The organism is Streptomyces sp. NPDC048603, assembly GCF_043199475.1.
Taxonomy (GTDB): Bacteria; Actinomycetota; Actinomycetes; order Streptomycetales; family Streptomycetaceae; genus Streptomyces.
The window spans coordinates 19,431-42,120 of the sequence record NZ_JBICVY010000016.1; the positions used below are offsets into that span (position 1 = coordinate 19,431).

Consider the following 22,690-nt stretch of genomic DNA (forward strand, 5'->3'; position numbering starts at 1 on the left):
GAGGGAGCCACCGATGATTCTGCTCCGTCGCCTGCTGGGTGACGTGCTGCGTCGGCAGCGCCAGCGCCAGGGCCGTACTCTGCGCGAAGTCTCCTCGTCCGCCCGAGTTTCGCTCGGCTATCTCTCCGAGGTGGAGCGGGGGCAGAAGGAGGCGTCCTCCGAACTGCTCTCCGCGATCTGCGACGCGCTGGACGTACGGATGTCCGAGCTGATGCGCGAAGTCAGCGACGAACTGTCGCTCGCCGAGCTTGCACAGTCGGCCGCGGCAAGCGAACCGGTACCGGCGCCGGTACGCCCGATGCTCAATTCGGTCTCCGTGACCTCGGTCGCCGGCGGACCGGAGCGGGTGACCATCAAGGCGCCTGCGGAAGCGGTGAACGTCGTAGCCGCCTGAGTGCCCGAACGTACGGCCGGAGCCCCGGCCGGGTGCGAGGCAGTCCCCCAGTAGAGGCTGGGAGGCGCCCCCGCCCCCGGACGGGGCTTCTGCGCTGTCCGGGGTGACGCCGGGGCGATTCCGGGGCGCTCCGGGAGCCTCCGGGCAGTCCGGGCGTTCCGGGGCGTTCTGGGTGCGCGGCCGGGAGGCGTACGGGACGATGGGCGGGACCGGTTCAGCCACCCTGGGAGGCGCCGTGCTCCGCTTGCTCCTCATATCCCTGGCCCTGGTGGCGGGAGCGCTGTGGTGGGGGGCGTTACTGCGCCTGACCCTGGCGCCCGCGGAGGCGGGACCGGTGGAGGGGGCCGTCGTGATGAGCGGCTGGACCCTGAGCCTGCTGCCCGTGCACTGCGCCCGCCGGACGGCCGTCCCGGCATCCCGGGCACGGGCCGTCCCGGGATCCCCGGCGGCGGGGGAGCCGGTCACCAGGGCATCGCGACTCCCCCGTTCGGGCGCAGAATCTGGCCCGTCATGAACGACGAGGCATCCGAGGCGAGGTAGAGCACGGCACGTGCGATGTCCTCGGCCTCGCCGACCCGGCGCAGCGGCGCCATCCTGATCATCGCGGCCTCGGTCTGCTCCTGGACCTCCGGGCCGTGCCGGCCGGTCATCGGGGTGCGGATCCATCCCGGGGCGACCGCGTTGACCCGGATGCCGTGCGGACCGGTTTCGGCGGCCAGGGTCCTGGTCAGCTGGACCACGGCGGCCTTGGCGGCGCTGTAGCAGAGCAGTCCGGGGGTGGCGGCGTCCACGGCGCCGGAGGCCATGGTGACGATGGAGCCCGGGGTGCCGGCGGCCAGCATGGCGCGGGCGGCCTCCTGGCAGGTGTACAGCACCCCCTTGAAGTTCACGGAGAACACCCGGTCGAGGTCCTCGTCGAGGGTGTCCACCACGCTGCTGGTGTGCATGATCCCGGCGATCGCGGCGACGATGTCGACCCGCCCGGCGGCGGCCACCGCCGCCCGCAGCCGATCGCGGTCGGTGACGTCCAGGACGTGGACCACGGCCGTGCCGCCCGCCTCCGTGACCAGGCCCGCGGTCTCGTGCAGGCCCTTCTCGTCGCGGTCGGCGCAGTGGACGGCGGCGCCCGCCTCGGCGAGCAGCAGGGCGGAGGCCCGTCCGATGCCGCTGGCGGCGCCGGTGATCAGCGCGGTGCGGCCGGTGAGGTCGTACGGGGCTATGGGCATGCCCGGGACGGTACGACCGCATCTGACGGGCCGTCAACTGTTCGGCGGGGTGTCCTTGCCGGACGTGCCTGACGTGCCGGATGTGCCTGGCGTGCCTGACTTGCCTGACATGCCGGACGGGGTCGCGGGGTCCCCGTACACGTGCCAGCGGGTCACCTTGCCCTCGTGCACGGTGGCGGCCCAGCGGGCCGGGCCGGCCAGGCGGGGGTCGGAGCACTCCGAATGCCCGGCGGCGGAGACCACCTCGTGGTCGGCGGTGACGGACTCGAATACGTTGCGGTAGCCGGGGAACGCGGCGAAGAAGCCGCGCCAGGCCTCCAGGCAGGCCCGGCGCCCCGAGACGACCGTTCCGGCCGGGTCGACGAAGGTGTGGTCCTCCGACATCAGGGCGCCGAGGCCGGTGAGGTCGCGGGCGGTGATCAGGGCGTTGAAGCGGCGGACCACGGTGCGCGGGTCCTCGCCGGCCGGGCCGGCCTGGCAGCGGGGGCACCAGTACGTGGGGCGGTCGTCCTGCGGGGCCTCCCGGATCGGGGTGCGGCAGCGCAGGCACGGGCGGCCGGCCCGTCCGTAGACGAAGAGGTCGGGGCGACCGCTGCCGCGCGGGCCGGTGGTGGTGCGGGGGTGGCTGCCGGGGCCGATGTTGGCCTTCAGCACGCGGTGGGCGGCGCCCGGGAGCCGGTCGAGCACGGAATCGGGGAGGTCTCCGACGGGGGTCCAGGGGGTCACCCCGGCCATGAAGCAGAGCTCGGCCTTGTAGACGTTGCCGATGCCGGCCAGGTTCCGCTGGTCGAGCAGGGCCTCGCCGAGCGGGCGGTCGGGCGCGGCCCGGAGGTTGGCGGAGGCCCGCTCCGGGTCCCAGTCCGCGCCGAGGAGATCGGGGCCGAGGTGGCCGGTGACCCGGTCCTCCTCTGCGGTGCGGAGCAGTTCCAGGACGGGCAGCCGGTAGCCGACGGCGGTGTGCGAGGCGGTGCCGAGCACGGCCCGGATCTCGTGCGCGGGCCCTCCGTGCCAGCGCTCGCCCGCGGCGAAGACGTGCCAGGCGCCGTCCATCCGGAGGTGGCTGTGCAGGGTGAGCCCGCCTTCGATGCGGGCGAGCAGGTGCTTGCCCCGCGGGGTCACGTCCAGCACGGTCCGGCCGGTGAGGTCGGTGGTGGCGAGGCGGGGGACCCGCAGGTCGCTGACGGTCAGGACCTGGCCGGCCAGGGCTGCGTGCAGGCGGTGCGCGGCGCGCCAGACGCTGTCTCCTTCGGGCATGGTCTCCTCCTGGTGCTCAGCTGCCCGTCCCGGCGAGCGCCTGGCGCAGCACGGTGAGGATCTCCTCCCGGGCCGGCGTGGCCGGGGAGGTCATGGCGTGCAGGCACAGGCCGGTCATCAGGGGTGGGACGGTGGCGGCGACGGCGGGGCCGAAGTGCGGGGTGAGGGCTTCCACGGTGGCCCGGGCCGAGCGGCCGGCCGCCTCGCGCAGCTCGGGGCGGCGCAGGGCCGCGACGTGGAGTTCGTACTCGACCACCGCGGCGGAGCGGGTCCCGTCGTCCCCGATGTACGCCAGCACCCCGTCCGTCAGGCGTTCGGCCAGCTGCTCGCGGTCGAGGCCCTCGAACTCCTCGGCCCAGCGGCGCACCTGTGCCGCGAACCGGTCGGCCGCGAGGTCCAGCGCGGCGTGGATCAGCGCCTCGCGGTCGGCGAAGTGGTAGGTGGTGGAGCTGAGCGAGACATCGGCCCGCTCGGCGATGGCCCGGTGGGTCAGCCCCTCCAGGCCCCGGTCGGCGATCACCTCCAGGGCGACCTCGGCGATCCGCTCCCGGCGGTTCGGGTCGTGCCGGCGGGTCCGGCGCCGCGGCGCCGGCTCGTCGTTCGTGGTCGTTGCTCCGCGCATGTGGCCAGCCTCGCACAGATTTATTGGTACGGACGTCCGTACCAATGTTACGGTGGAAGTGTCGTCAGGGGGGTTCGAGGATCAAGGAGCCTCAGATGAAGATCGCTGTTCTCGGTACCGGCGCCGGTGCCCGCTCGCACATCGCCCGGCTGACCCAGCTGGGCCACCAGGTGGTCGTCGGCACCCGGGACTCGCAGGTCACCCTCGGGCGGACCGAGCCCGACTTCATGGGCACGGAGCCCTTCGCGCAGTGGCTGGCCGACTATCCGGCCGTCGACCTGATGAACTTCGGTGACGCCGCGGCCGAGGGCGAGTTCGTCATCAACGGGATCGACGGAGCCAACGCCGTGCGCGTGCTCGGCGAGATCAGCGGTCACCTGGCCGGCAAGGTCCTCATGGACTACGCCGTGCCGTTCGTCTACAACCCCGAGCGGGCCCATCCGTGGCCCACCCCCTGGGGCGTGATGCCGGCCCTGGACCCGGTGGACTCCGACAGCCTCGGCGAGCGGATCCAGCGTGCCCTGCCGGACACCAAGGTGGTGAAGGCGTGCGTCACGCAGGAACAGGAGACCGTGGTGGACCCGCGGAAGGTCGGCGGCGGGGACCACACCATCTTCATCGCCGGCGAGGACGCCGGAGCCAAGCAGCAGGTCACCGAACTGCTCCGGTCCTACGGCTGGCAGGACGTGCTGGACCTCGGGCCGATCGTGTCCTCGCGCGGTATGGAGATGTACTCCCACATGCACAGCGCGATCCAGTTCGCCCTCGGCGGGGCCCGGTTCGGCATCAAGGTGATCCGCTGACCCGTGCGGGTCGGGTGCGGGTTCGGGTTCGGGTTTGGGTGCCGGTACCGGGAGCGGCCGCTCCCGGTGCGGCCGGTCCCCGGGTCAGTTCCGCAGCCGCAGCCCGCGCGGGGTGGCGTGGAAGCCCGCCGCCTCCAGGCCCGGGCCCAGCGGCGAGGTCAGCGCGGGCGTGTTGTTGATCCGCTCCACCGTCAGGTCGGGCAGGGTGCCCGCCCGGGAGGCGGTGGCCAGCGCGGCCGTCGCCGCCTCCAGCCGCGGGTCCCCGGCGGGCGGCCACGCCAGCAGGGTCCGGCCGCCGCGCTCCAGGTACAGCGTCAGCTCCCCGTCCACCAGCACCACCAGCGAGCCCGCCTTCCGGCCCGCCTTGTGCGAGGCGCCGGCCGGCGGCTCCGGCCACGGCAGGGCCGCGCCGTAGGCGTTGGCCGGGTCGGCCGCCGCCAGGACCACCGCCGCCAGGGGCGGCGGGGTCCGCTCGGCCGCCCGCAGCCGGTCCACCGCACCGTCCATCGCGAACTGGGCCGCGCCCAGCCCCTCCACCACATAGCCGCGCCGGGCCTGCCCGCTGTCCTCGAACGCCGACAGCACCCGGTAGACCGCGCTGAAACCGCCCTCCACACCCTCGGCCTGGACGGCACCCCGGGTCACCACCCCGTGCCGGTCCAGCAGGGTGCGGGCCAGCGCATGGGCCCGGTGCGTGGGATCCGCGCCCGCCTCCGGCAGCAGCGACCAGCGGCCGGAGACCGTCGGCGGTCCCGGCCGGGACGCCGACGACACCGACGCGCTCAGCGTGCCGTACCGGCCGCGCGGCACCGTCCGCTTCGCCCGGTGCGCCGTGGCCCCCGCCGTCCGGCCCGAGCCGAGCAGGGACCGCAGCGGGGCGAGGGTGTCATTGGTCAGCCGGCCCGACCAGGCCAGGTCCCAGATCGCCTCCGACAGCTCCGGGTCCGTGACCTCGGGCAGGCCGGCCCGGACGGTCTGCGCGATCTGTCGGAAGAACAGGCCGTACCCGCCGGACAGGCTGTCCAGGACGGCCCGGTGCACCGGGCCGGTCTCCAGCGGGTGCGGCGGCGGCAACAGCAGCGGCGCCGCGTCCGCCAGGTACAGCGACACCCAGCCGTCCTTGCCGGGCAGTGCGCCGGCGCCCGCCCACACCACCTCGCCGGTGGTGGTCAGTTCGTCCAGCAGGGCGGGGGAGTACCCGGCCACCCGGGACGGCAGCACGAGCCGCTCCAGCGCCGAGGCCGGCACCGGCGCGCCCTGGAGCTGCTCGATCGCCCGCGCCAGCCCGTCGATGCCGCGCAGCCCCCCGCCCAGGTGCTGCCACTGCGGGAGGAAGGTGGCCAGCGCCGTCGGCGGAACGGGCTCCAGCTCCTGCCGCAGCGCCGCGAGCGAGCGGCGGCGCAGCCGGCGCAGCACCGCCGCGTCGCACCACTCCTGGCCGATGCCGGACGGGTGGAACTCGCCCTGGACCACCCGGCCGGCCGCCGCGAGCCGGTGCAGGGCGCCGTCGGTCACCGCCGCGCCCAGCCCGAACCGGGCGGCGGCCGTCGCCGTGGTGAACGGGCCGTGCGTACGGGCGTACCGGGCCAGCAGATCGCCCAGCGGGTCCTTCACCGGCTCGGTGAAGGCCTCCGGCACGCCCACCGGGAGGGCCGTGCCCAGGGCGTCCCGCAGCCGGCCCGCGTCCTCGATGGCCGCCCAGTGGTCCGTGCCCGCGATCCGGACCCGGATGGCACGGCGGGCCGCGCCGAGCTCCCGCACCCAGGACGCCTCCGCGCCCCGCCCGGCCAGCTCCTCCTCCGTCAGCGGGCCCAGCAGCCGCAGCAGGTCCGCCACCGACTCGGGGTCCTTGGCCCGCCGGTCCTCCGTCAGCCACTGGAGCTCCCGCTCCAGCTCCTCCAGCACCTCGGGGTCCAGCAGCTCCCGCAGCTCGGCCTGCCCCAGCAGCTCCGCCAGCAGCCGGGAGTCCAGCGAGAGCGCCGCCGCGCGCCGCTCGGCCAGCGGCGAATCCCCCTCGTAGAGGAACTGGGCCACGTACCCGAACAGCAGTGACCGGGCGAACGGCGAGGGCTCCGGCGTGGTGACCTCCACCAGCCGGACCCGGCGCGCCTCGATGTCCCCCATCAGCTCCGTCAGCCCCGGTACGTCGAAGACGTCCTGCAGGCACTCCCGTACGGCTTCCAGCACGATCGGGAACGAGCCGAACTCGGAGGCCACCTGGAGCAGCTGCGCCGCCCGCTGGCGCTGCTGCCACAGCGGGGTCCGCTTGCCCGGACTGCGGCGCGGCAGCAGCAGCGCGCGGGCCGCGCACTCCCGGAAACGGGAGGCGAACAGGGCGGAACCGCCGACCTGTTCGGTGACGATCCGGTCGACCTCGCCCTTGTCGAAGGCCATGTCGGCCGCGCCCAGCGGGGCCTGCTCGCTGTCGAACTCGAAGGCGGGCGCCGCCGCGGGGTCGAGGTCGAGGAGGTCCATGCCCAGCAGATCGGCGTCCGGGAGCCGCAGCACGATCCCGTCGTCGGCGTGCATCACCTGCGCGTCCATGCCGAACCGCTCGGCGAGCCGGGCGCCCAGCGCCAGCGCCCACGGAGCGTGCACCTGCGCGCCGAACGGGGAGTGGACCACCACCCGCCAGTCGCCCAGCTCGTCCCGGAACCGCTCCACGACGATCGTCCGGTCGTCCGGCACGTGCCCGCACGCCTCGCGCTGCTCCGCCAGATAGGCCAGCACATTGTCCGCGGCCCACGCGTCCAGTCCGGCCGCCAGCAGCCGCAGCCGGGCGTCCTCCTCGGACAGCGCACCGACCTCGCGGAGGAACGCGCCCACCGCACGGCCCAGTTCCAGCGGCCGGCCCAGCTGGTCGCCCTTCCAGAACGGGAGCCGGCCCGGCACCCCGGGCGCGGGGGAGACAAGCACCCGGTCGCGGGTGATGTCCTCGATCCGCCACGAGGTGGTGCCCAGGGTGAACACGTCGCCGATCCGGGACTCGTAGACCATCTCCTCGTCGAGCTCCCCGACCCGGCCGCCGCCCTTCTTCGGATCGGCGCCGGCCAGGAACACGCCGAACAGGCCGCGGTCCGGGATCGTGCCGCCCGAGGTGACCGCGAGGCGCTGCGCCCCCGGCCGCCCGGTGACCGTCCCCGCCACCCGGTCCCACACCACCCGCGGCCGCAACTCGGCGAACGCGTCCGAGGGATAACGGCCCGCCAGCATGTCCAGCACGGCGGTGAACGCCGACTCGGGCAGCGCGGCGAACGGCGCCGCCCGCCGCACCAGCGCCACCAGGTCGTCCAGCTGCCAGGTGTCCATCGCGGTCATCGCGACCAGCTGCTGCGCCAGTACGTCCAGCGGGTTCGACGGGATGCGCAGCGACTCGATGGCCCCGCCGCGCATCCGCTCGGTGACCACCGCCGACTGCACCAGGTCACCGCGGTACTTGGGGAACACCACGCCCCGGGAGACGGCGCCGACCTGGTGTCCGGCCCGGCCGACCCGCTGCAGTCCGGAGGCCACCGAGGGCGGGGACTCCACCTGCACCACCAGGTCGACCGCGCCCATGTCGATGCCGAGCTCCAGGCTGGACGTCGCCACCACCGCCGGCAGCCGGCCCGCCTTCAGGTCCTCCTCGACCAGCGCCCGCTGCTCCTTGGACACCGACCCGTGGTGGGCCCGCGCCAGCAGCGGCGGGGCGCCCTGGGCCGACCCCGACTGGGCCATGATCTCGGCCGGCGGGGCATGCCCGTCCGCGGCGGGCTCGCCGGTGGCCCGCTCGTACGCGATCTCGTTCAGCCGGTTGCACAGCCGCTCCGCGAGCCGCCGCGAGTTGGCGAACACGATCGTCGACCGGTGCGCCTGCACCAGATCCGCGATCCGCTCCTCCACGTGCGGCCAGATCGACGGCTTGTCCCCACCCTCCCGCTCCTCCGACGCCGGTGAGCCGGCGAGCTCGCCCATGTCCTGCACCGGGACGACCACGGACAGGTCGAACTCCTTCGCCGACGGCGGCTGCACGATCTCCACCGTGCCGCGCGGCGACAGGTACCGGGCCACCTCCTCCACCGGCCGCACCGTCGCCGACAGGCCGATCCGGCGGGCCGGGCGCGGCAGCAGCTCGTCCAGCCGCTCCAGCGACAGCGCCAGGTGCGCGCCCCGCTTGGTGCCCGCGACCGCGTGCACCTCGTCCAGGATCACCGTCTCGATCCCGGCCAGGGCGTCCCGGGCCGCCGAGGTGAGCATCAGGAACAGCGACTCGGGCGTGGTGATCAGGATGTCCGGCGGGCGGGTGGACAGTGCCCGCCGCTCGGCCGCCGGGGTGTCCCCGGACCGGATGCCCACCCGGATCTCCGGCTCCGGCAGGCCCAGCCGGACCGCCTCCTGCCGGATGCCGGTCAGCGGGCTGCGCAGATTCCGCTCCACGTCCACCGCGAGGGCCTTCAGCGGGGACACGTACAGCACCCGGCACCGCTTCTTCGGCTCGGCGGGCGGTGGTACGGACGCCAGCCGGTCGAGCGCGGCCAGGAACGCGGCGAGCGTCTTGCCGGACCCGGTGGGCGCCACCACCAGCACGTCGGACCCCGCACCGATGGCCCGCCACGCGCCCTCCTGGGCGGCGGTGGGCCCGGCGAACGCCCCGGTGAACCAGGAGCGGGTCGCGGGGGAGAACGCATCGAGCGCGGTGCCGGCCATGCGACCATCCTGCACCCCGCCACTGACACCGCCTCCGACCTGCGCGTTCGCCCTGCCGTGCGGCCGGGGGACAATGGGGGGATGGCGAACGGAGACGGCACCGCCCCGGACGGGAGGGGCGGCCGGGAATGGGCCCGGCACTGGCGGAACCCGGACCTGCCCGGCCTGGACCTGCTGCGCGCCCACTACGTCCGCCACACCTTCCCCCGGCACGCCCATGACGGCTACGTCATCGCCGCCGTGACCTGCGGCATCGAGGAGATCGGCCTGCCCGGCGCGACCGAGCGGGCCGGACCCGGCAGCGTGGTCCTGATCAATCCCGAGGTCCCGCACACCGCCCGGGCCGGCGCCCCCGAGGGCTGGGCGTACTCCACCCTCTACCCGGCCCGTGACCTGGTCGCCGAGGTAGCCGCCGAACTCACCACCCTGCGCGGCACCCCCGGCTTCACCCGGCCGATGGTGATGGACCCCGAGGGCGCCCGCCTGATCACCGAGATCCACCGGGCCGCGGAGCAGGGCAACGCACTGGCCGCAGACGGCCTGCTGCGGGTCGCGGTGGCCCGCATGCTCCGGCAGCACGGCGGCCCGCTGCCCTCCCGCCCGGTGCCAGGCGCGGGCGCCGGCGCCGCCGAACGGGCCCGCGCCCTCCTGGAGGACCGGCTGGCCGACCCGCCCACCCTGGAGCAGCTCGCCACCGGGCTGGGCACCAGCCCGTTCGCGCTGCTGCGCGCCTTCCGCGACCGGTACGGCATGCCCCCGCACACCTGGCTGACCGACGCCCGGGTGCGCCGGGCCCGGCTGCTGCTGGCCGCGGGCACCCCGCCGGCCGAGGCGGCCGTGGCGGTCGGCTTCACCGACCAGCCGCACCTGAACCGGCACTTCACCCGGATCGTCGGCGTCCCGCCCGGCGCCTACCGCCGCGAACGCACGGCCTGATCAGGCAGTGTCCCGCGGATCGCGGCCGACCTCCGCCGCACGGGTCCCGAGGTGGTGGCCGAGCGCCCGGTAGGCGTCGAACTGGGCGTGGTCGAAGGACTGGTCGAAGGTGCTCACCCGGGGGAAGGACCGCTCGCGCAGCGAGTAGCTGAGCAACTCGTAGGCCATGTCCGGGGTCAGGCTCGCCTTCGCCACGATGATCCGCCCGGTTCTCCCGGGCGGCGTGCCCGGCTCGAACTCGATGTCCTCCGGGTACTCGATCGTGCCGGTGACCACGCAGTCCGCCGAGAGCCGGGCGTTGAGCGCGGCCAGCGCGTCCGTCGGTGCGAGCGGTTCGGCGCCGCCCGGGACCAGCTTGAGCGCCTCGCCCTCCGGGAAGGTGATCCGTACGCCCAGGTCCTCGTACGCCAGGGTGACCGCCTGCGCCAGCGTGGTGGCCAGCGGCGGGGAGTCCCCGGAGGCGTCGACCACGTACACGGTGCGGCAGCGCAGCCTCAGCAGTTCGACCAGGCCGAGGTTGTCGACGTGCCCGCCGTCGGTGCACAGCAGCATCGGGCTGGTGTCCGCGTAGCGGCCGACCAGCTCCTGGAGCTGGTAGCGGAGCCGGCGGACCCGGGGGAGGCGGGGCATGGTCCAGCGGGACCCGTCCTTCCTGGCCACGGCGGCCAGGTAGGAGGGGTTCGGCAGCCAGGTGCCCAGCCGCAGGTTGGACAGGGCCAGCAGCCGCTCCACCGCCGTGGACTGACTGCCCATCGCGGAGGCGAACGCCGCCCCGGAGACCGCCATCGCGGACTGCACGGTCACATCGGCCCGGATCAGCGGGTGCGCGGTGTGCTCCAGGGTGGTCGTCCGCACCCAGCCGATGTCCGGCCCGCCCACGTAGTCGGAGGCGAAGGTGATGGGCACGGCGGGCCGCCCCGGCGGGGTCCGGTTCCGGCCCGACAGGGCGGCGGAGGCGGCGAAGATCACCTTGGGGAACGGCCGGACCCGCTCGGCGTGCGTGCTCAGGCTGGTCATCTCGCCGTTGTAGTCGTACGGGAGGCTGCCGATCGAGCCGTCCTCCAGCACGGTCCGGCGCACCGCGAAGGCCCCGGCCAGCCGCTGCCGGTAGAAGGGGTGCAGGCTGAAGGTGGTCTGGTCGAGGACCAGGGCCAGCACCACCAGCGCGGCGGGCAGGCCCACCCGCCAGCCCCAGGGCCAGTCCCCGGCCCAGACGGCGGCCCAGGACAGGAAGTAGAGCAGGACGAAACCGAGGACCAGCAGCACCAGCCAGGTGACCAGCCGCAGGATCCAGCCGTTGCCGATCCGGGTCGTGATGGTCTTCACCCGGCCTGCGGAGAACGGTCCCGGCCGGTCGCCGTCGTTGCGGACCTGCCGGGTCCGGGTGAAGCGTGCCGCGAACAGCCCGCCCAGCCAGGTGAGTCCGGCCGTGAGCGCGCCGAGTGCCGAGACCCCGCCGATGTCGTCGGGGACCACGTTCCGGCCGACCGACAGCCAGGTGTAGAACCACACGACCCAGGGGACGGCCACCGCCAGGGCCAGGACCGCCACCGCCGTCCAGAGCATCGCCTTGAGCGTGCTCCGCAGCCAGGCCGGGCGGGCCACCCCGCTGAACGTCCGGTACAGCGTGCCGCCGAGGGAGACCAGGGCCGCCGCACCGGCCAGGGCCAGCACCGGCGGCCAGACGTGCCGGTACAGCGGGAAGTCGCCGAGCCCGGCGCCCTCCTCGAAAGCGACGCGGAACCCGGGGAGGTCGGCCACCGGCACGGCCGCGTAGAACGCCGCGACGATTTCGCCGGCCACCACGAAGGTCAGGATCAGCAGGCCCAGTGAGACCAGCACCCCGCGCAGTACGGCGCCCAGCGCGAGCACGGTCTCGCGCGGGGTGTCCATCAGGTACCTCGCGTGGCGCCGGACGTGGTCCTCCTCGGGACTGCCCGGCGCGAAGGCATCCGCCGGGCCGGCCAGGCCCAGTGGGGAGCGCTTGGTGTCCCGGACCCGGGCCGGCCGCCGGGTCACGGCGAGCTGGAACGCGCCGGCGGTGTAGCCGCCGCCGGACACCGAGACCAGGTACTCCGCCCGGTCGAGGACCCCGTGCTCGCGCAGCGCCTGCAGCGCGCCCAGGGTGACGGAGGCGGAGCGGATGCCGCCGCCGGAGACGCAGATGCCGGTGCCGGCCGGCTTGCGGTCCGGCAGGACCAGGGCCCGGGTCCGCCAGCGGGCGATGGCGCTGCTGCCGGGCGGGGGCGCCTTGGAGGGGAGTCCGGCCCAGTCGGCGAGCGGGGTGGAGGCGTGCGGGGCCGCGGGCGGTTCGATGAGGTCCGGCAGCGGGGCGGGGGCCGCGGCCGGCCCGGCGCCCCCGTCGTCCCCATGGCCCCCGCCCCCCGGTACGTGTCCGGCCGCCCCGGTGGCCAGGTCGTACGCGGCGGCGAGTTCGTACGCGGTGGTGACCAGCGGCGTCCGCAGCAGGTCGCCCTCGGCGGGCGGGCGGCGGAACAGCCGGCGCGCGGCGGTGCCCAGCCGCCGCCGGAAGGCCGGCCGGGGATCCACGTACACCCGGGCCCGTCCCAGCACGCCTCGCGCCGCCAGGGTTGCCGCCATCCACACGGCGGTCGCCGCCAGCGGGCCGATCAGCGCCCACTTCACCAGCGAGCAGTACGCCGCGAGCCGCAGGCAGGTGTCCGGTGCGGTGGCCGGCCGGTCCAGGGCGACGTACAGGAAGGCGTTCTCGGCGACGTCGGCCGCGACCGCAGCCAGGGTCAGCCACAGTGCCCGCAGGGCGGACCGCTGCGCGACCGGACGGTGCAGAAACAGCCGCCCGAAGCCGAAGACGGCCAGCAGCACCAGCCCGTACGCCGGGATGAAGAGGAACCAGTCGAGCTCCAGCGCCTCCCGGAACAGGTCGGTCCGCGCCCGTGCGCAGTCCTCCCCGACGGCCGCGCAGGCCCGCGCCCGGTCCCCGGCGAGCTGCAGCCGCTGCTCGGCCCCGGTGCCGAGCACGGCGGTCCGCCGCCGGGCGTACTCGGCGGCCAACAGGATCCCGGCGATGAGCCCGCTCCAGCAGAGAGCGGGGGCCCAGCGGCGCGGCAGGGAGGTGCTCATTCACTCACGGTAGCCATTCGTGCGCGCTGCGTGGAGGGTGCGCGCGCAAGAACGTACAAGACCGCTCCCGGGAGACCCGCATAGCTTCGGGGTGTGACCGAGCAGCAGACCACCAGCGCGACCGCGGCCCCCGGGCCGGGCGCGAACAGTGCAGTGGACCGGGCGGCGGGCCGGACGGCGGCCGGACCGGAGGGCCGTCCGGTGGACCGGCGGGCCGTCGTACGGGACTCCCTCGGGGTCGGCGTGGCCGTCGGACTCTCCGGCTTCGCCTTCGGCGTGACCGCCGCCGGGTCCGGCCTCAGCGTGGCGCAGGCGTGCGTCCTGAGCCTGCTGGTCTTCACCGGCGCCTCCCAGTTCGCCCTCGTCGGTGCGCTCGCGGCGGGCGGGAACCCGTTCACGGCCGCCGCCGGGGCCTTCTTCCTGGGCACCCGGAACGCCTTCTACGGACTGCGCCTGTCCCAGCTGCTGGCCCTGCCCCGCGCGGTCAGGCCGCTCGCCGCGCACTGGGTGATCGACGAGACCGCCGCCGTGTCCCTGGCCCAGAAGGACCGGGCCTCGGCCCGCCTGGGCTTCACCGTCACCGGGCTGACCCTCTACCTGCTGTGGAACCTCACCACCCTGCTCGGGGCGCTCGGTGCCGAGGCGGTCGGCGACACCGCCGCGTGGGGGCTGGACGCCGCCGGTCCCGCCGTGTTCCTGGCGCTGCTCGCGCCGATGCTGCGGACCGCGACCGAGCGGGCCGTGGCCGCCCTGGCGCTGGTCCTGGGCCTCGGCTTCCTGCCGGTGCTGCCGGCCGGCGTCCCGGTCCTGGTCGCGGCGCTCGCCGCGCCCGTCATCCTCTTCCTGAAGGGACGCCGTCCGTGAACGTCTGGATCGCCATCGGCGCCACCGTCGCCGGCTGCTACCTGCTGAAGCTGGCCGGACTGCTGGTCCCGGCCGGTGTCCTGGAACGCCCGCTGGTCCAGCGGCTGGCGGCCCTGCTGCCGGTCGCCCTGCTCGCCGCGCTCACCGCCCAGCAGACCTTCAGCACCGGGTCCGCCCTGGTCCTGGACGCCCGCGCGGCCGGACTGGCCGCGGCCGGGCTCGCGCTGGTGCTGCGCGCCCCGTTCCTGGTGGTCGTCGGGGCAGCCGTGGTGGTCACCGCGGGGGTCCGGGCGCTGGGAGGGTGACGCGTACGCATGCGCTCACGCGCCCGGCCGGCCGGGACGCCGTCCGCCGGGGACGCCGTTCCGCTCAGTGAGGCCGGCCCGCTCAGTGAGGCCGGCCCGGCGCGGGCAGCCGGCCGTACGCGCGCAAGGTCAGCAGGGCCTCCAGGGTGGCGATCGGCCGCCGCTCCAGCGTGCTGCCCGGCGCCCAGGTCCGGCGGAGCACGGGCCAGCCCCCGTCCCCCTGCTGGCGCTCCGCCAGGAAGTCCAGCGACCGCGACAGCTCCTCGTCGGTGAACCAGCCGCGGGCCAGCGACTCCGGGCGGCGGGCGTAGTCGTACGGGAACAGCTGCTCGCCGGGGGCGTAGCCGGGGGCCACCGGGAACTCCGAGCTCCGTCGCGGGTCGAGCACCACGAGCCCGTCGGAGCGGACGAGCCGGCCCAGCCGGTCGGCGGCCGCGGCGGCCCGGGGCCGGTCCGGGGCGCCGTCCAGGAAGGCCACCGCGGCCTGGACCTCGTACGGATGGGTGCGGCGCATGGCCTCCACCCGCTCCCAGCAGAACTCGGTGGCACGGAACAGCCAGGCGTGCCAGATCCGGTTGCGGTGCAGGACCCCCACCACCGGCCCGGTCGCCAGCAGATCGGCCGGCGGGTCGTCCAGAACCGGGTGGTAGGGGGCGGCGGGGTAGTCGCGCGGGCCCGGGAACACCACCGGGAGGGCACCCTCCGGGGTGGACACCCGGGTCAGGTGGCTGCACAGCCGCTCGATCCGCTGCCCGGCACAGCGGCCCAGGCCGTCCAGCACCCGCAGCGCGTGCGCGGCGTGCAGGGGCTGGCTGAGCGGCCCGCGCAGGTCGGGGTCGAGGGCGTGCCCGTACCCGCCGTCGGGGTTCAGGTACGGGCCGAGGGCGGCGTCGACCGCGTCCGGGTCGCCACCGAGGAAGTGGAACGCGAACCGCCGCTGTTCCAGCACCCGGGCCGTGAGCCAGATGAACCGTTCGGCGCGGGCAAGGGGCGAACCACCGTCGTCTGCGGACATGGCCGAACGGTAGGGCGGCCGGCGGGGCGGGGCGGAGGGAACGGCCCCGGTGCACCCCGAACGGGCGGGATACTGGACGCATGAGGTTGACAATCTTCTGGGAGCGGATGGCGGAGCACTTCGGTGCCTCCTACGCCGACTCCTTCGCGCGCGACCACGTCATGACGGAACTGGGCGGCCGTACGGTGCACCAGGCGCTGGACGCCGGCTGGGAGACCAAGGACGTGTGGCGCGCGGTGTGCTCGGCCGTGGACATCCCCTCCCACCTGCGCTGAGACATCCCTCCCGGCTGCGCCGGACTTCCCCGGGCAGCCCCTGCCGGGGCCCCGCCCCTCCCTTCCCCCGGGGCCGTGACGCCGGGCGACGCGGCCGTACCGTTCTCCGGTAGGCGAGACTGGCCGGGTGGCAGCCACCGACGACACCGCCCAGGACCAGCCCGACCCTGCGCCCGCAGCGGAGCCCGTGCCGCCGGGACCGGCGCCCGCCCGCCCGCGCGACGTGCCCGTGGCGTCCGCGCCCGCAGCTCCCGCGCCGGCGGTCTCCGTGCCCGCGGCCCGCGGGCCGGAGCCCGAACCGGTGATGACCGGCCGGCCGGACCGGCCCGCCCCCTCCGCGACCGGGGGCCCGCCCGGTGCGGCGGGGGAGACGCCCGCCGTACCGGAGCCCGGGCACGGCGGTCCCGCCGGACCGGGCAGGCGGCCCTCCGCCGGTGTGGACCCCGGCGCGCGGATGCCGCGCTGGCTGCCGCGGGCGGTGATGACGGCCCTGGCCCTCTTCGCCTGCTTCCAGCTCGCCAGCTGGGCCTTCCACCAGCTCATCGGGCTGCTCATGAACATCCTGATCGCGTTCTTCCTCGCCCTCGCGATCGAGCCGGCCGTGTCCCGGATGGCCGCCCGGGGCGTGCGCCGCGGCCTGGCGACCTTCCTGGTGTTCCTCGGGGTGTTCGTGGCCGGCGTCGGGTTCGTCGTCCTCCTCGGGTCGATGCTCGCCGGGCAGATCATCGACATGATCGAGTCCTTCCCGGCATACCTGGACGACGTCATCGGATCGATCAACCGCACCTTCGGCACGGAGCTGTCCCGGCTGGCGATCCAGGAGAGCCTGCTGCACTCCGACTGGCTGCAGAAGTACGTGCAGAACAGCGCGGCCGGGGTGCTCGACGTGTCCGCCACCGTCCTCGGCGGCCTCTTCAAACTGCTGACGATCACGCTGTTCGCGTTCTACTTCGCCGCCGACGGGCCCCGGCTGCGGCGCGCGCTGTGCTCCGTACTGCCGCCCGCCCGGCAGGCCGAGGTGCTGCGCGCGTGGGAGATCGCCGTGGCCAAGACCGGCGGGTACCTGTACTCGCGGGCCCTGATGGCGCTGATCTCGGGCATCGCGCACTATGTCCTCTTCCAGCTGCTGGGGCTGTCGTACGCGCCCGCGCTCGCGATCTGGGTGGGCCTGGTCTCGCAGTTCATCCCCACCATCGGCACCTATCTGGCGGGTGCGCTGCCGATGCTGATCGCCTTCACCGAGAACCCCTGGTACGCGCTGTACGTCTTCGGGTTCGTCGTGGTCTACCAGCAGTTCGAGAACTACATGCTGCAGCCCAAGCTGACCTCCCGGACGGTCGACATCCACCCGGCGGTGGCCTTCGGCTCGGTCATCGCGGGCACCGCGCTGCTCGGCGCGGTGGGCGCGCTGATCGCGATTCCGGCGGTGGCCACCCTGCAGGCGTTCCTCGGCGCGTACGTGAGGCGGTACGAGGTCGCCCACGAGGGTGGCACCGGACCGGACGCGGCGGCTAGCGGTCGGTCTCCGCAGCGGCCCCGCCGACGATGGCTGCCAGGGCCGCGGTGATGGCCGCCTTCACGGCGGACTTCTCGAGGCCGAGGCTGCTGAGCACGCCGTCGCCGTTCTCCAGCTCCAGCAGCGCGAGCAGGATGTGCTCGGTGCCCACGTAGCTGTGGCCCAGCTGGAGCGCTTCCCGGAAGGTGAGTTCCAGGGCCTTCTTGGCGTTCGCGTCGAACGGGATCAGCTCGGGGACCTGCTCCTCGGCGGGCGGCAGGACCGCGGCCACGGCGCGCCGTACGGCGTCGGCGTCGGCGTGCTGGCCCCGCAGGGCGTAGCCGGCCAGGCCGTCGGGCTCGGCGAGCAGGCCGAGGACGAGGTGCTCCGGCCGGATCTCGGTGTTGCCGGCGGCGCGCGCCTCGTTCTGGGCGGCCACGACCACGTTGCGGGCGCGGGGCGTGAAGCGGCCGAAGTCCTGGCTCGGCCCGGTGTCGCCGTCGGACTTGGGGACGAAGCGCTTCTGGGCCGCCTGGCGGGTGACGCCCATGCTGCGGCCGATGTCGGTCCAGGAGGCGCCGGAGCGGCGGGCCTGGTCGACGAAGTGCCCGATGAGGTGGTCGGCGACGTCCCCGAGGTGCTCGGCGGCGACGACGGCACCGCTGAGCTGCTCCAGAGCGTCGGTGTGGGACTTCTTGATGGCCTCGATCAGATCGTCGAGGCGGACCGGATTGGTCATGCGGACGGGTTCCACGGAAGGATTCGTCATAGTGACAACCGTAGGTTGACACCTGTGGGGTGTCAACCGCGGGTTGTCACTTCTCTGGCGGGTCTTCGGGTGGGGCCCCGGCGGGCCTGCCGGAATCCCGGTTGACTCGGCCGTCGGGCCGGGGTCCCATGCGGTGTCGTTCACAGAGGACCATCACCGAGACATGGAGGTACGGCGTGTTCATCGCCGAGGAAGACGTCTTCGATCCCGAGGAAGTGCGGAGGCTCTACGGGTCGGTCGGCTGGGAGGGGTACGCCCACGACGCCGACAGGCTCGTCCGCGGCCTGCGGAACTCCCACCTCGTCGTCACGGCACGGGACGGATCGGGCGCCCTCCTCGGGCTGGCCCGGACGATCTCCGACGGTGAGCACATCGCCTACGTCCAGGACCTCCTGGTCGACCCTGCGCACCACCGGAAGGGCATAGGCCGGGCCCTGGTCGAGCACCTCGCGCGGCGCTACGCGCACTGCCGGTTCTTCCTGCTGTCCACGGACCACGAGTCCACCCCGGACGGGGAGCGCAACCATGCCTTCTACCGGAGCCTGGGCTTCCTGTCCTACGAGGAGAAGGGGATGTCGGGCTTCGGGCTGCCCCTGAACCGCTCGTGACCCCGGCGGGGCCCGCGACGTGAGGTGCCTGCCGGAGGGTCCGGCGTGGCGCGCTTGACAGGAAAATCGAACACGTATTCTGATGCTTGTCCACAGCCAACCGGGCGTGGAGGCGCATTGTCAGTGGCAGGCGTTAGCGTCTTTGGCGTGAAGCGATCGACTCAAGCAAACCGGGTGGAACCCATGGCAGGCACCGACCGCGAGAAGGCGCTCGACGCCGCGCTCGCACAGATTGAACGACAATTCGGCAAGGGCGCCGTGATGCGCCTCGGCGACCGCCCCAACGACCCCATCGAGGTCATCCCCACCGGGTCGACCGCTCTGGACATCGCCCTCGGCGTCGGCGGACTGCCCCGCGGCCGTGTGGTCGAGATCTACGGACCGGAGTCCTCCGGTAAGACGACCCTGACCCTGCACGCCGTGGCCAACGCCCAGCGCGCCGGCGGCACCGTCGCCTTCGTGGACGCCGAGCACGCGCTCGACCCCGAGTACGCCAAGGCGCTCGGCGTGGACACCGACAACCTGATCCTGTCCCAGCCGGACACCGGTGAGCAGGCCCTGGAGATCGTGGACATGCTGGTCCGCTCCGGCGCCCTCGACCTCATCGTCATCGACTCCGTCGCCGCCCTCGTGCCGCGCGCGGAGATCGAGGGCGAGATGGGTGACTCGCACGTGGGTCTGCAGGCCCGCCTGATGAGCCAGGCCCTCCGGAAGATCACCAGCGCGCTCAACCAGTCCAAGACCACGGCGATCTTCATCAACCAGCTCCGCGAGAAGATCGGTGTGATGTTCGGCTCCCCGGAGACCACCACCGGTGGCCGGGCGCTGAAGTTCTACGCCTCGGTGCGCATCGACATCCGCCGCATCGAGACCCTCAAGGACGGCACCGAGGCGGTCGGCAACCGCACCCGCTGCAAGGTCGTCAAGAACAAGGTCGCGCCGCCCTTCAAGCAGGCCGAGTTCGACATCCTCTACGGCCAGGGCATCAGCCGTGAGGGCGGCCTGATCGACATGGGCGTGGAGCACGGCTTCGTGCGCAAGGCCGGCGCCTGGTACACGTACGAGGGCGACCAGCTCGGCCAGGGCAAGGAGAACGCCCGCAACTTCCTGAAGGACAACCCCGACCTCGCCAACGAGATCGAGCGGAAGATCAAGGAGAAGCTCGGCGTGGGCGTCCGCAAGGGCGCGACCCCCGCCGCCGAGGGCGCGGACGCCGAGGCGTCCGCCGAGGACGCGGCCAAGGCCGTGCCCGCTCCGGCGTCCAAGGCCAAGGCGGTCAAGGCCACGACCGCCAAGAGCTAGCCGGTGCGGGAGTACGACGGGGGAGACGGCCCCGGTCCGTCGAGGGCCGGACCGGAGCTGCCGCCCCAGAGCCCCGAGGAGCAGGCGCGGGCGATCTGCCTGCGCCTGCTCACCGGGAGCCCGCGCACCCGGCGCCAGCTCGCGGACGCCCTGCACAAGCGGGGCATCCCCGAGGAGGTGTCGGAGGAGGTCCTCTCCCGGTTCGAGGAGGTGGGCCTCATCGACGACGCCGCGTTCGCCGGCGCCTGGGTCGAGTCCCGCCACCGGGGTCGCGGCCTGGCCCGCCGCGCACTGGCGCGCGAGCTGCGCACCAAGGGCGTGGACGGCGGCCTGGTGGCCGAGGCCCTGGAACAGCTCGACTCCGAGCAGGAAGAGGAGACCGCCCGCGACCTGGTGGCGCGCAAGCTCCGCAGCACCCGGGGCCTGGACCGGGACAAGCGGATCCGGCGGCTCGCCGGAATGCTCGCCCGCAAGGGCTACCCCGAGGGCATGGCCCTCCGCGTGGTCCGCCGCGCCCTGGAGGAAGAGGGCGAGGACACCGAGGACCTCGGGTACGGGTTCTAGGGCCTGTCGTCGAACTCGCGTCGCCGCCCGCGGGGCAGCGGCCACCCGGCCGGGCAGGCCCTAGGTGTCTTGGCCCACCCGGGCCAGCAGCAGGCCGCCGAGGGCGGTGCGCCGGTGCAGGACGGCCTTGCCGGCGCGGCTCGTGGAGATCAGCCGGGCACCGCGGAGGGCCGCCGTGTGGGCGGAGACCGTCGCGGCGCTGACTCCCAGCCGCCGGGCGAGCTCGCTCGTGGTGCGCTCGTCGTCCAGCAGGTGGAGCAGCTCGGTGCGGGTGTTCCCGATCACCTTCGCCAGGGCCTCCGGGCCGGAGGTGCCGTCGGCCCGCGGAGGCAAACCGGAACCGGCCGGATAGGTCACCACGGCGGCGCGGCCGGGGAGGTCGGACAACACCGGCCCGCCGGACCAGTGGAAGCTCGGCAGCAGGAGCAGCCCGCGTCCTCCCAGGTGGACCTCGCGCGGCCCGCCCGGGAGTTCCCAGACGCCGTCGTGCAGCCGGGCACCGGGCAGCAGCCCGGCCAGCACCGAGCCGATGCCGCCTCCGGCGATCTGTACGGCCCGGTGTACGAATTCGGCGTGGTGCAGGTCCTGCACCCGGTCCCAGACCGGGGCGAGCAGGGCCTCGAAGGCCGCGTGCTGCGCGCGCCGGACCAGCCGCCGGGCCTCGGCGTCACCCCGGCGCAGATCGTGGACCCATGCCGGTGCGGGCCTCCGCGAGGGCGCGTAGACACGTTCCAGTTCGGCGCCCAGTACCGAAACCGGCACCGACCGGACCTCCTTCAGCGCCTCCGGCAGGGAATCCTCGAACACGTCCAGGAAGCCCGGCGCCCGTCCGGCCGGGACGAGGTCGGCGAGCGGAACGACCGACTTCGGCAAGGCACGCAGAGCCCTGCGCCGCCAAGGACCGTGGAGCAGGTCCCCGTCCCGGCGGCACATCATGGCCAACGCCGCGTTGAGCTCCTGGAGCGGCGCCGGCCGGGGCGCCAGGCGGACGCGGGCGAAGTCGTCCGGTGTGAAATGGATCCGGAGCACGGCACCCCCGCGTCGGCACTGGCAGCGTCCACGGCGCCATCCTTGAGCCCCCAACCTAAACGATCGCCGGACCGGGACCGGCGGGCCAGCCTGAGCCGCATGAACAACGACGTCCCACTCAGCCGACGCACCGTCACCAGGTCCGCCCTGCTGGGCACCGCCGCACTGTTCCTCGGAACGCGAACCCGCGCCCACGCCGCCTCCGGGACCACCGTCCCGGACCGGCTCCCGGCCCCGCGCGATGCCGTCCTCACCCTGCCCGCGCCCACCGGCCGCCACGCCGTGGGCTGTCTGCCGGTGCACCTCGTCGACCGCTCCCGCTCCGACCCGTGGGAGCCCGGGATCCCCGTGCGGGAGCTGATGCTGACGGTGTTCTACCCGGCGCGGCACCCCACCGGTGCCGCCCCCGCCCCGCAGCTGCCGCCGCAGGCCGCGACCAGGTTTGGACAGATCGCCCCGCTCACCCCGCTGGGGCTCCCCGCCACCGGCGTGGACTGGGGCGCCACCCTCTCCCACTCGGTCCCCGGCGCCGTGCCGCTGCCGGGCCGGTGGCCGGTGCTGGTGTACAGCCCCGGCGGTGGCGACCCTCGGGGCCTGGGCACGTCCCTGGCCGAGGACCTGGCCGGCCACGGCGCCGTCGTCGTCGCGGTCGACCACCCCGGGGACGCCGTCGCGGTCGAGTTCCCGGACGTCACGCCGTACCGGGACGATCCGGTGCGGACGACGGTCCTGCGCGGCGACGCCCGGGACCGGCCGTCCCTCTTCCGCACGATGACCGACACCCGGATCGCCGACCTGCACTTCGTCCTGGACCGGCTCCGGCAGCCGGCCCGGATGCCGCTGCCGCGCGGACTCGCCGAGGCGCTCGACCTCCGCCGCCTCGGCGTGTACGGACACTCGGCGGGAGGGACCGCCGCCACCGAGGTGATGCACGAGGACCGGCGGGTCCGCGCCGGGATCAACCTGGAGGGCTACCTCGACCGGCCGCCCGCCGTACCCGGTGGCGCAGCCGAGCTGTTCCCGGTCGCCGCCGAAGGGGTGGACCGGCCGCTGCTCCTGCTGGGCACCGAGCGGTTCGAGCGCCGGCGGGAACTGGACCGCTCCTGGTCGGCGGTGGCTGCCCGCTCCGGCCGGTGGGTCCGCACCGCGCGCATCGCCGGCGCCGGCCACTGGATCTTCACCGACTACGCCGCGATGCTCCCGCAGCTCCAGGCGGCCGGGTTGATGACGGCAGCCACGCGGAACCGGCTGATCGGCGCCCTCGCCCCGACCGTCTCCGTCGCGCAGGTCCGCCGCACCGTCCGCGGCTTCTTCGCACGGCACCTGTCCGCCCGCTGACAGGGAAGGAGTGACCGCCCGATCCGGAGGGAGCGGACCGGGCCGGGCCCGCCCGGGCGGGCCGGCCGCAGTACGGAGGTGGGGCTGGCCCCAGGGTGGGGAC

The 22,690-nt window shown here is 74.5% G+C and carries 19 protein-coding genes and 1 pseudogene; 11 read left to right on the forward strand and 9 right to left on the reverse strand.

The window, feature by feature from the left end:
- Window positions 1-13 precede the first annotated feature (13 nt).
- Window positions 14-394 carry a helix-turn-helix transcriptional regulator gene (locus ACGFQ9_RS32200; protein WP_365101686.1) on the forward strand — a complete coding sequence of 127 codons (381 nt, stop codon included), beginning with the start codon at window positions 14-16 and terminating at the stop codon, window positions 392-394.
- Window positions 395-855: 461 nt separating this feature from the next.
- Here the strand turns inward: ACGFQ9_RS32200 and ACGFQ9_RS32205 are convergent, their stop codons facing one another.
- The 4 genes and pseudogenes from ACGFQ9_RS32205 to ACGFQ9_RS32220 all read right to left on the reverse strand — a co-directional run bounded on the left by ACGFQ9_RS32205 (window position 856) and on the right by ACGFQ9_RS32220 (window position 3,496).
- On the reverse strand, window positions 856-1,620 hold the full coding sequence (locus ACGFQ9_RS32205) for an SDR family NAD(P)-dependent oxidoreductase (RefSeq protein WP_393578764.1): 765 nt from the start codon (window positions 1,618-1,620) through the stop codon (window positions 856-858).
- Window positions 1,621-1,653: 33 nt separating this feature from the next.
- Complete coding sequence (locus ACGFQ9_RS32210) at window positions 1,654-2,064, reverse strand: nuclear transport factor 2 family protein (protein WP_393578956.1); 411 nt, start codon at window positions 2,062-2,064, stop codon at window positions 1,654-1,656.
- An 18-nt stretch (window positions 2,065-2,082) separates the two neighbouring features.
- Window positions 2,083-2,874: pseudogene (locus tag ACGFQ9_RS32215) on the reverse strand (Fpg/Nei family DNA glycosylase); the annotation flags it as partial.
- 16 nt (window positions 2,875-2,890) lie between these two features.
- Window positions 2,891-3,496 carry a TetR/AcrR family transcriptional regulator gene (locus ACGFQ9_RS32220; protein WP_393578766.1) on the reverse strand — a complete coding sequence of 202 codons (606 nt, stop codon included), beginning with the start codon at window positions 3,494-3,496 and terminating at the stop codon, window positions 2,891-2,893.
- A gap of 95 nt (window positions 3,497-3,591) precedes the next feature.
- Between ACGFQ9_RS32220 and ACGFQ9_RS32225 the strand changes: the two genes are divergently transcribed.
- Window positions 3,592-4,299, forward strand: a complete 708-nt coding sequence (locus tag ACGFQ9_RS32225; protein ID WP_393578768.1) for an NADPH-dependent F420 reductase — start codon at window positions 3,592-3,594, stop codon at window positions 4,297-4,299.
- A gap of 84 nt (window positions 4,300-4,383) precedes the next feature.
- Here ACGFQ9_RS32225 and ACGFQ9_RS32230 read toward each other — a convergent pair whose 3' ends face one another.
- Window positions 4,384-8,985 (reverse strand): ATP-dependent helicase, encoded by a 4,602-nt coding sequence (locus tag ACGFQ9_RS32230; protein ID WP_393578770.1) that lies wholly within the window; start codon window positions 8,983-8,985, stop codon window positions 4,384-4,386.
- Window positions 8,986-9,066: 81 nt separating this feature from the next.
- Here ACGFQ9_RS32230 and ACGFQ9_RS32235 point away from each other — a divergent pair, with 81 nt between their 5' ends.
- Window positions 9,067-9,921, forward strand: a complete 855-nt coding sequence (locus ACGFQ9_RS32235; RefSeq protein ID WP_393578772.1) for an AraC family transcriptional regulator — start codon at window positions 9,067-9,069, stop codon at window positions 9,919-9,921.
- On the opposite strand, the gene ACGFQ9_RS32240 is transcribed toward ACGFQ9_RS32235, so the two are convergent.
- Window positions 9,922-13,023, reverse strand: a complete 3,102-nt coding sequence (locus ACGFQ9_RS32240) for a hypothetical protein (RefSeq protein WP_393578774.1) — start codon at window positions 13,021-13,023, stop codon at window positions 9,922-9,924.
- 93 nt (window positions 13,024-13,116) lie between these two features.
- On the opposite strand from ACGFQ9_RS32240, the gene ACGFQ9_RS32245 reads away from it, so the two are divergent.
- Window positions 13,117-13,887: an AzlC family ABC transporter permease gene (locus ACGFQ9_RS32245; RefSeq protein ID WP_393578776.1), complete on the forward strand. Its 771-nt coding sequence runs from the start codon at window positions 13,117-13,119 to the stop codon at window positions 13,885-13,887.
- Window positions 13,884-14,192, forward strand: coding sequence for an AzlD domain-containing protein (locus tag ACGFQ9_RS32250; protein ID WP_393578778.1), 309 nt, complete (start codon window positions 13,884-13,886; stop codon window positions 14,190-14,192). Before ACGFQ9_RS32245 ends, ACGFQ9_RS32250 begins: the two co-directional genes overlap by 4 nt.
- Window positions 14,193-14,274: 82 nt before the next feature.
- Here the strand turns inward: ACGFQ9_RS32250 and ACGFQ9_RS32255 are convergent, their stop codons facing one another.
- Window positions 14,275-15,207 (reverse strand): hypothetical protein, encoded by a 933-nt coding sequence (locus tag ACGFQ9_RS32255; RefSeq protein WP_393578780.1) that lies wholly within the window; start codon window positions 15,205-15,207, stop codon window positions 14,275-14,277.
- An 80-nt stretch (window positions 15,208-15,287) separates the two neighbouring features.
- On the opposite strand from ACGFQ9_RS32255, the gene ACGFQ9_RS32260 reads away from it, so the two are divergent.
- Both ACGFQ9_RS32260 and ACGFQ9_RS32265 read left to right on the forward strand, forming a co-directional pair.
- Window positions 15,288-15,482 (forward strand): DUF3046 domain-containing protein, encoded by a 195-nt coding sequence (locus tag ACGFQ9_RS32260; protein ID WP_393578782.1) that lies wholly within the window; start codon window positions 15,288-15,290, stop codon window positions 15,480-15,482.
- Between the two features lie 454 nt (window positions 15,483-15,936).
- A complete protein-coding gene (locus tag ACGFQ9_RS32265; RefSeq protein WP_393578958.1) occupies window positions 15,937-17,049 on the forward strand; it encodes an AI-2E family transporter in 1,113 nt (370 codons plus the stop codon).
- On the opposite strand, the gene ACGFQ9_RS32270 is transcribed toward ACGFQ9_RS32265, so the two are convergent.
- On the reverse strand, window positions 16,994-17,746 hold the full coding sequence (locus ACGFQ9_RS32270; RefSeq protein ID WP_393578784.1) for a Clp protease N-terminal domain-containing protein: 753 nt from the start codon (window positions 17,744-17,746) through the stop codon (window positions 16,994-16,996). The two genes, ACGFQ9_RS32265 and ACGFQ9_RS32270, sit on opposite strands and share 56 nt — an antisense overlap.
- A 176-nt stretch (window positions 17,747-17,922) precedes the next feature.
- On the opposite strand from ACGFQ9_RS32270, the gene ACGFQ9_RS32275 reads away from it, so the two are divergent.
- The 3 genes from ACGFQ9_RS32275 (at window position 17,923) to recX (ending at window position 20,220) form a co-directional block, all read left to right on the forward strand.
- Entirely contained in the window at window positions 17,923-18,354 is a 432-nt protein-coding gene (locus tag ACGFQ9_RS32275; RefSeq protein ID WP_393578785.1) for a GNAT family N-acetyltransferase, read from the forward strand.
- Between the two features lie 183 nt (window positions 18,355-18,537).
- Window positions 18,538-19,656: a recombinase RecA gene (recA, locus tag ACGFQ9_RS32280; protein WP_393578787.1), complete on the forward strand. Its 1,119-nt coding sequence runs from the start codon at window positions 18,538-18,540 to the stop codon at window positions 19,654-19,656.
- Between the two features lie 3 nt (window positions 19,657-19,659).
- The gene (recX, locus tag ACGFQ9_RS32285; protein ID WP_393578789.1) at window positions 19,660-20,220 is read left to right on the forward strand and encodes a recombination regulator RecX; all 561 of its coding nucleotides are present in this window, start codon (window positions 19,660-19,662) and stop codon (window positions 20,218-20,220) included.
- 60 nt (window positions 20,221-20,280) lie between these two features.
- Here the strand turns inward: recX and ACGFQ9_RS32290 are convergent, their stop codons facing one another.
- On the reverse strand, window positions 20,281-21,249 hold the full coding sequence (locus ACGFQ9_RS32290) for an ArsR/SmtB family transcription factor (RefSeq protein WP_393578791.1): 969 nt from the start codon (window positions 21,247-21,249) through the stop codon (window positions 20,281-20,283).
- Window positions 21,250-21,348: 99 nt separating this feature from the next.
- Between ACGFQ9_RS32290 and ACGFQ9_RS32295 the strand changes: the two genes are divergently transcribed.
- Window positions 21,349-22,587 (forward strand): alpha/beta hydrolase, encoded by a 1,239-nt coding sequence (locus tag ACGFQ9_RS32295; protein ID WP_393578792.1) that lies wholly within the window; start codon window positions 21,349-21,351, stop codon window positions 22,585-22,587.
- Window positions 22,588-22,690: the final 103 nt, after the last annotated feature.

Bases quoted from the DNA above. Each gene is read 5' to 3' on its own strand.
- ACGFQ9_RS32225 (WP_393578768.1), top strand. From the start codon at position 3,592: ATGAAGATCGCTGTTCTCGGTACCGGCGCCGGTGCCCGCTCGCACATC.
- ACGFQ9_RS32255 (WP_393578780.1), bottom strand. From the start codon at position 15,207: ATGTCCGCAGACGACGGTGGTTCGCCCCTTGCCCGCGCCGAACGGTTC.
- ACGFQ9_RS32235 (WP_393578772.1), top strand. From the start codon at position 9,067: ATGGCGAACGGAGACGGCACCGCCCCGGACGGGAGGGGCGGCCGGGAA.
- ACGFQ9_RS32240 (WP_393578774.1), bottom strand. From the start codon at position 13,023: ATGAGCACCTCCCTGCCGCGCCGCTGGGCCCCCGCTCTCTGCTGGAGC.
- ACGFQ9_RS32220 (WP_393578766.1), bottom strand. From the start codon at position 3,496: ATGCGCGGAGCAACGACCACGAACGACGAGCCGGCGCCGCGGCGCCGG.
- ACGFQ9_RS32230 (WP_393578770.1), bottom strand. From the start codon at position 8,985: ATGGCCGGCACCGCGCTCGATGCGTTCTCCCCCGCGACCCGCTCCTGG.
- ACGFQ9_RS32205 (WP_393578764.1), bottom strand. From the start codon at position 1,620: ATGCCCATAGCCCCGTACGACCTCACCGGCCGCACCGCGCTGATCACC.
- recA (WP_393578787.1), top strand. From the start codon at position 18,538: ATGGCAGGCACCGACCGCGAGAAGGCGCTCGACGCCGCGCTCGCACAG.
- ACGFQ9_RS32200 (WP_365101686.1), top strand. From the start codon at position 14: ATGATTCTGCTCCGTCGCCTGCTGGGTGACGTGCTGCGTCGGCAGCGC.
- ACGFQ9_RS32295 (WP_393578792.1), top strand. From the start codon at position 21,349: ATGAACAACGACGTCCCACTCAGCCGACGCACCGTCACCAGGTCCGCC.
- ACGFQ9_RS32260 (WP_393578782.1), top strand. From the start codon at position 15,288: ATGAGGTTGACAATCTTCTGGGAGCGGATGGCGGAGCACTTCGGTGCC.
- ACGFQ9_RS32265 (WP_393578958.1), top strand. From the start codon at position 15,937: ATGCCGCGCTGGCTGCCGCGGGCGGTGATGACGGCCCTGGCCCTCTTC.
- ACGFQ9_RS32270 (WP_393578784.1), bottom strand. From the start codon at position 17,746: ATGACGAATCCTTCCGTGGAACCCGTCCGCATGACCAATCCGGTCCGC.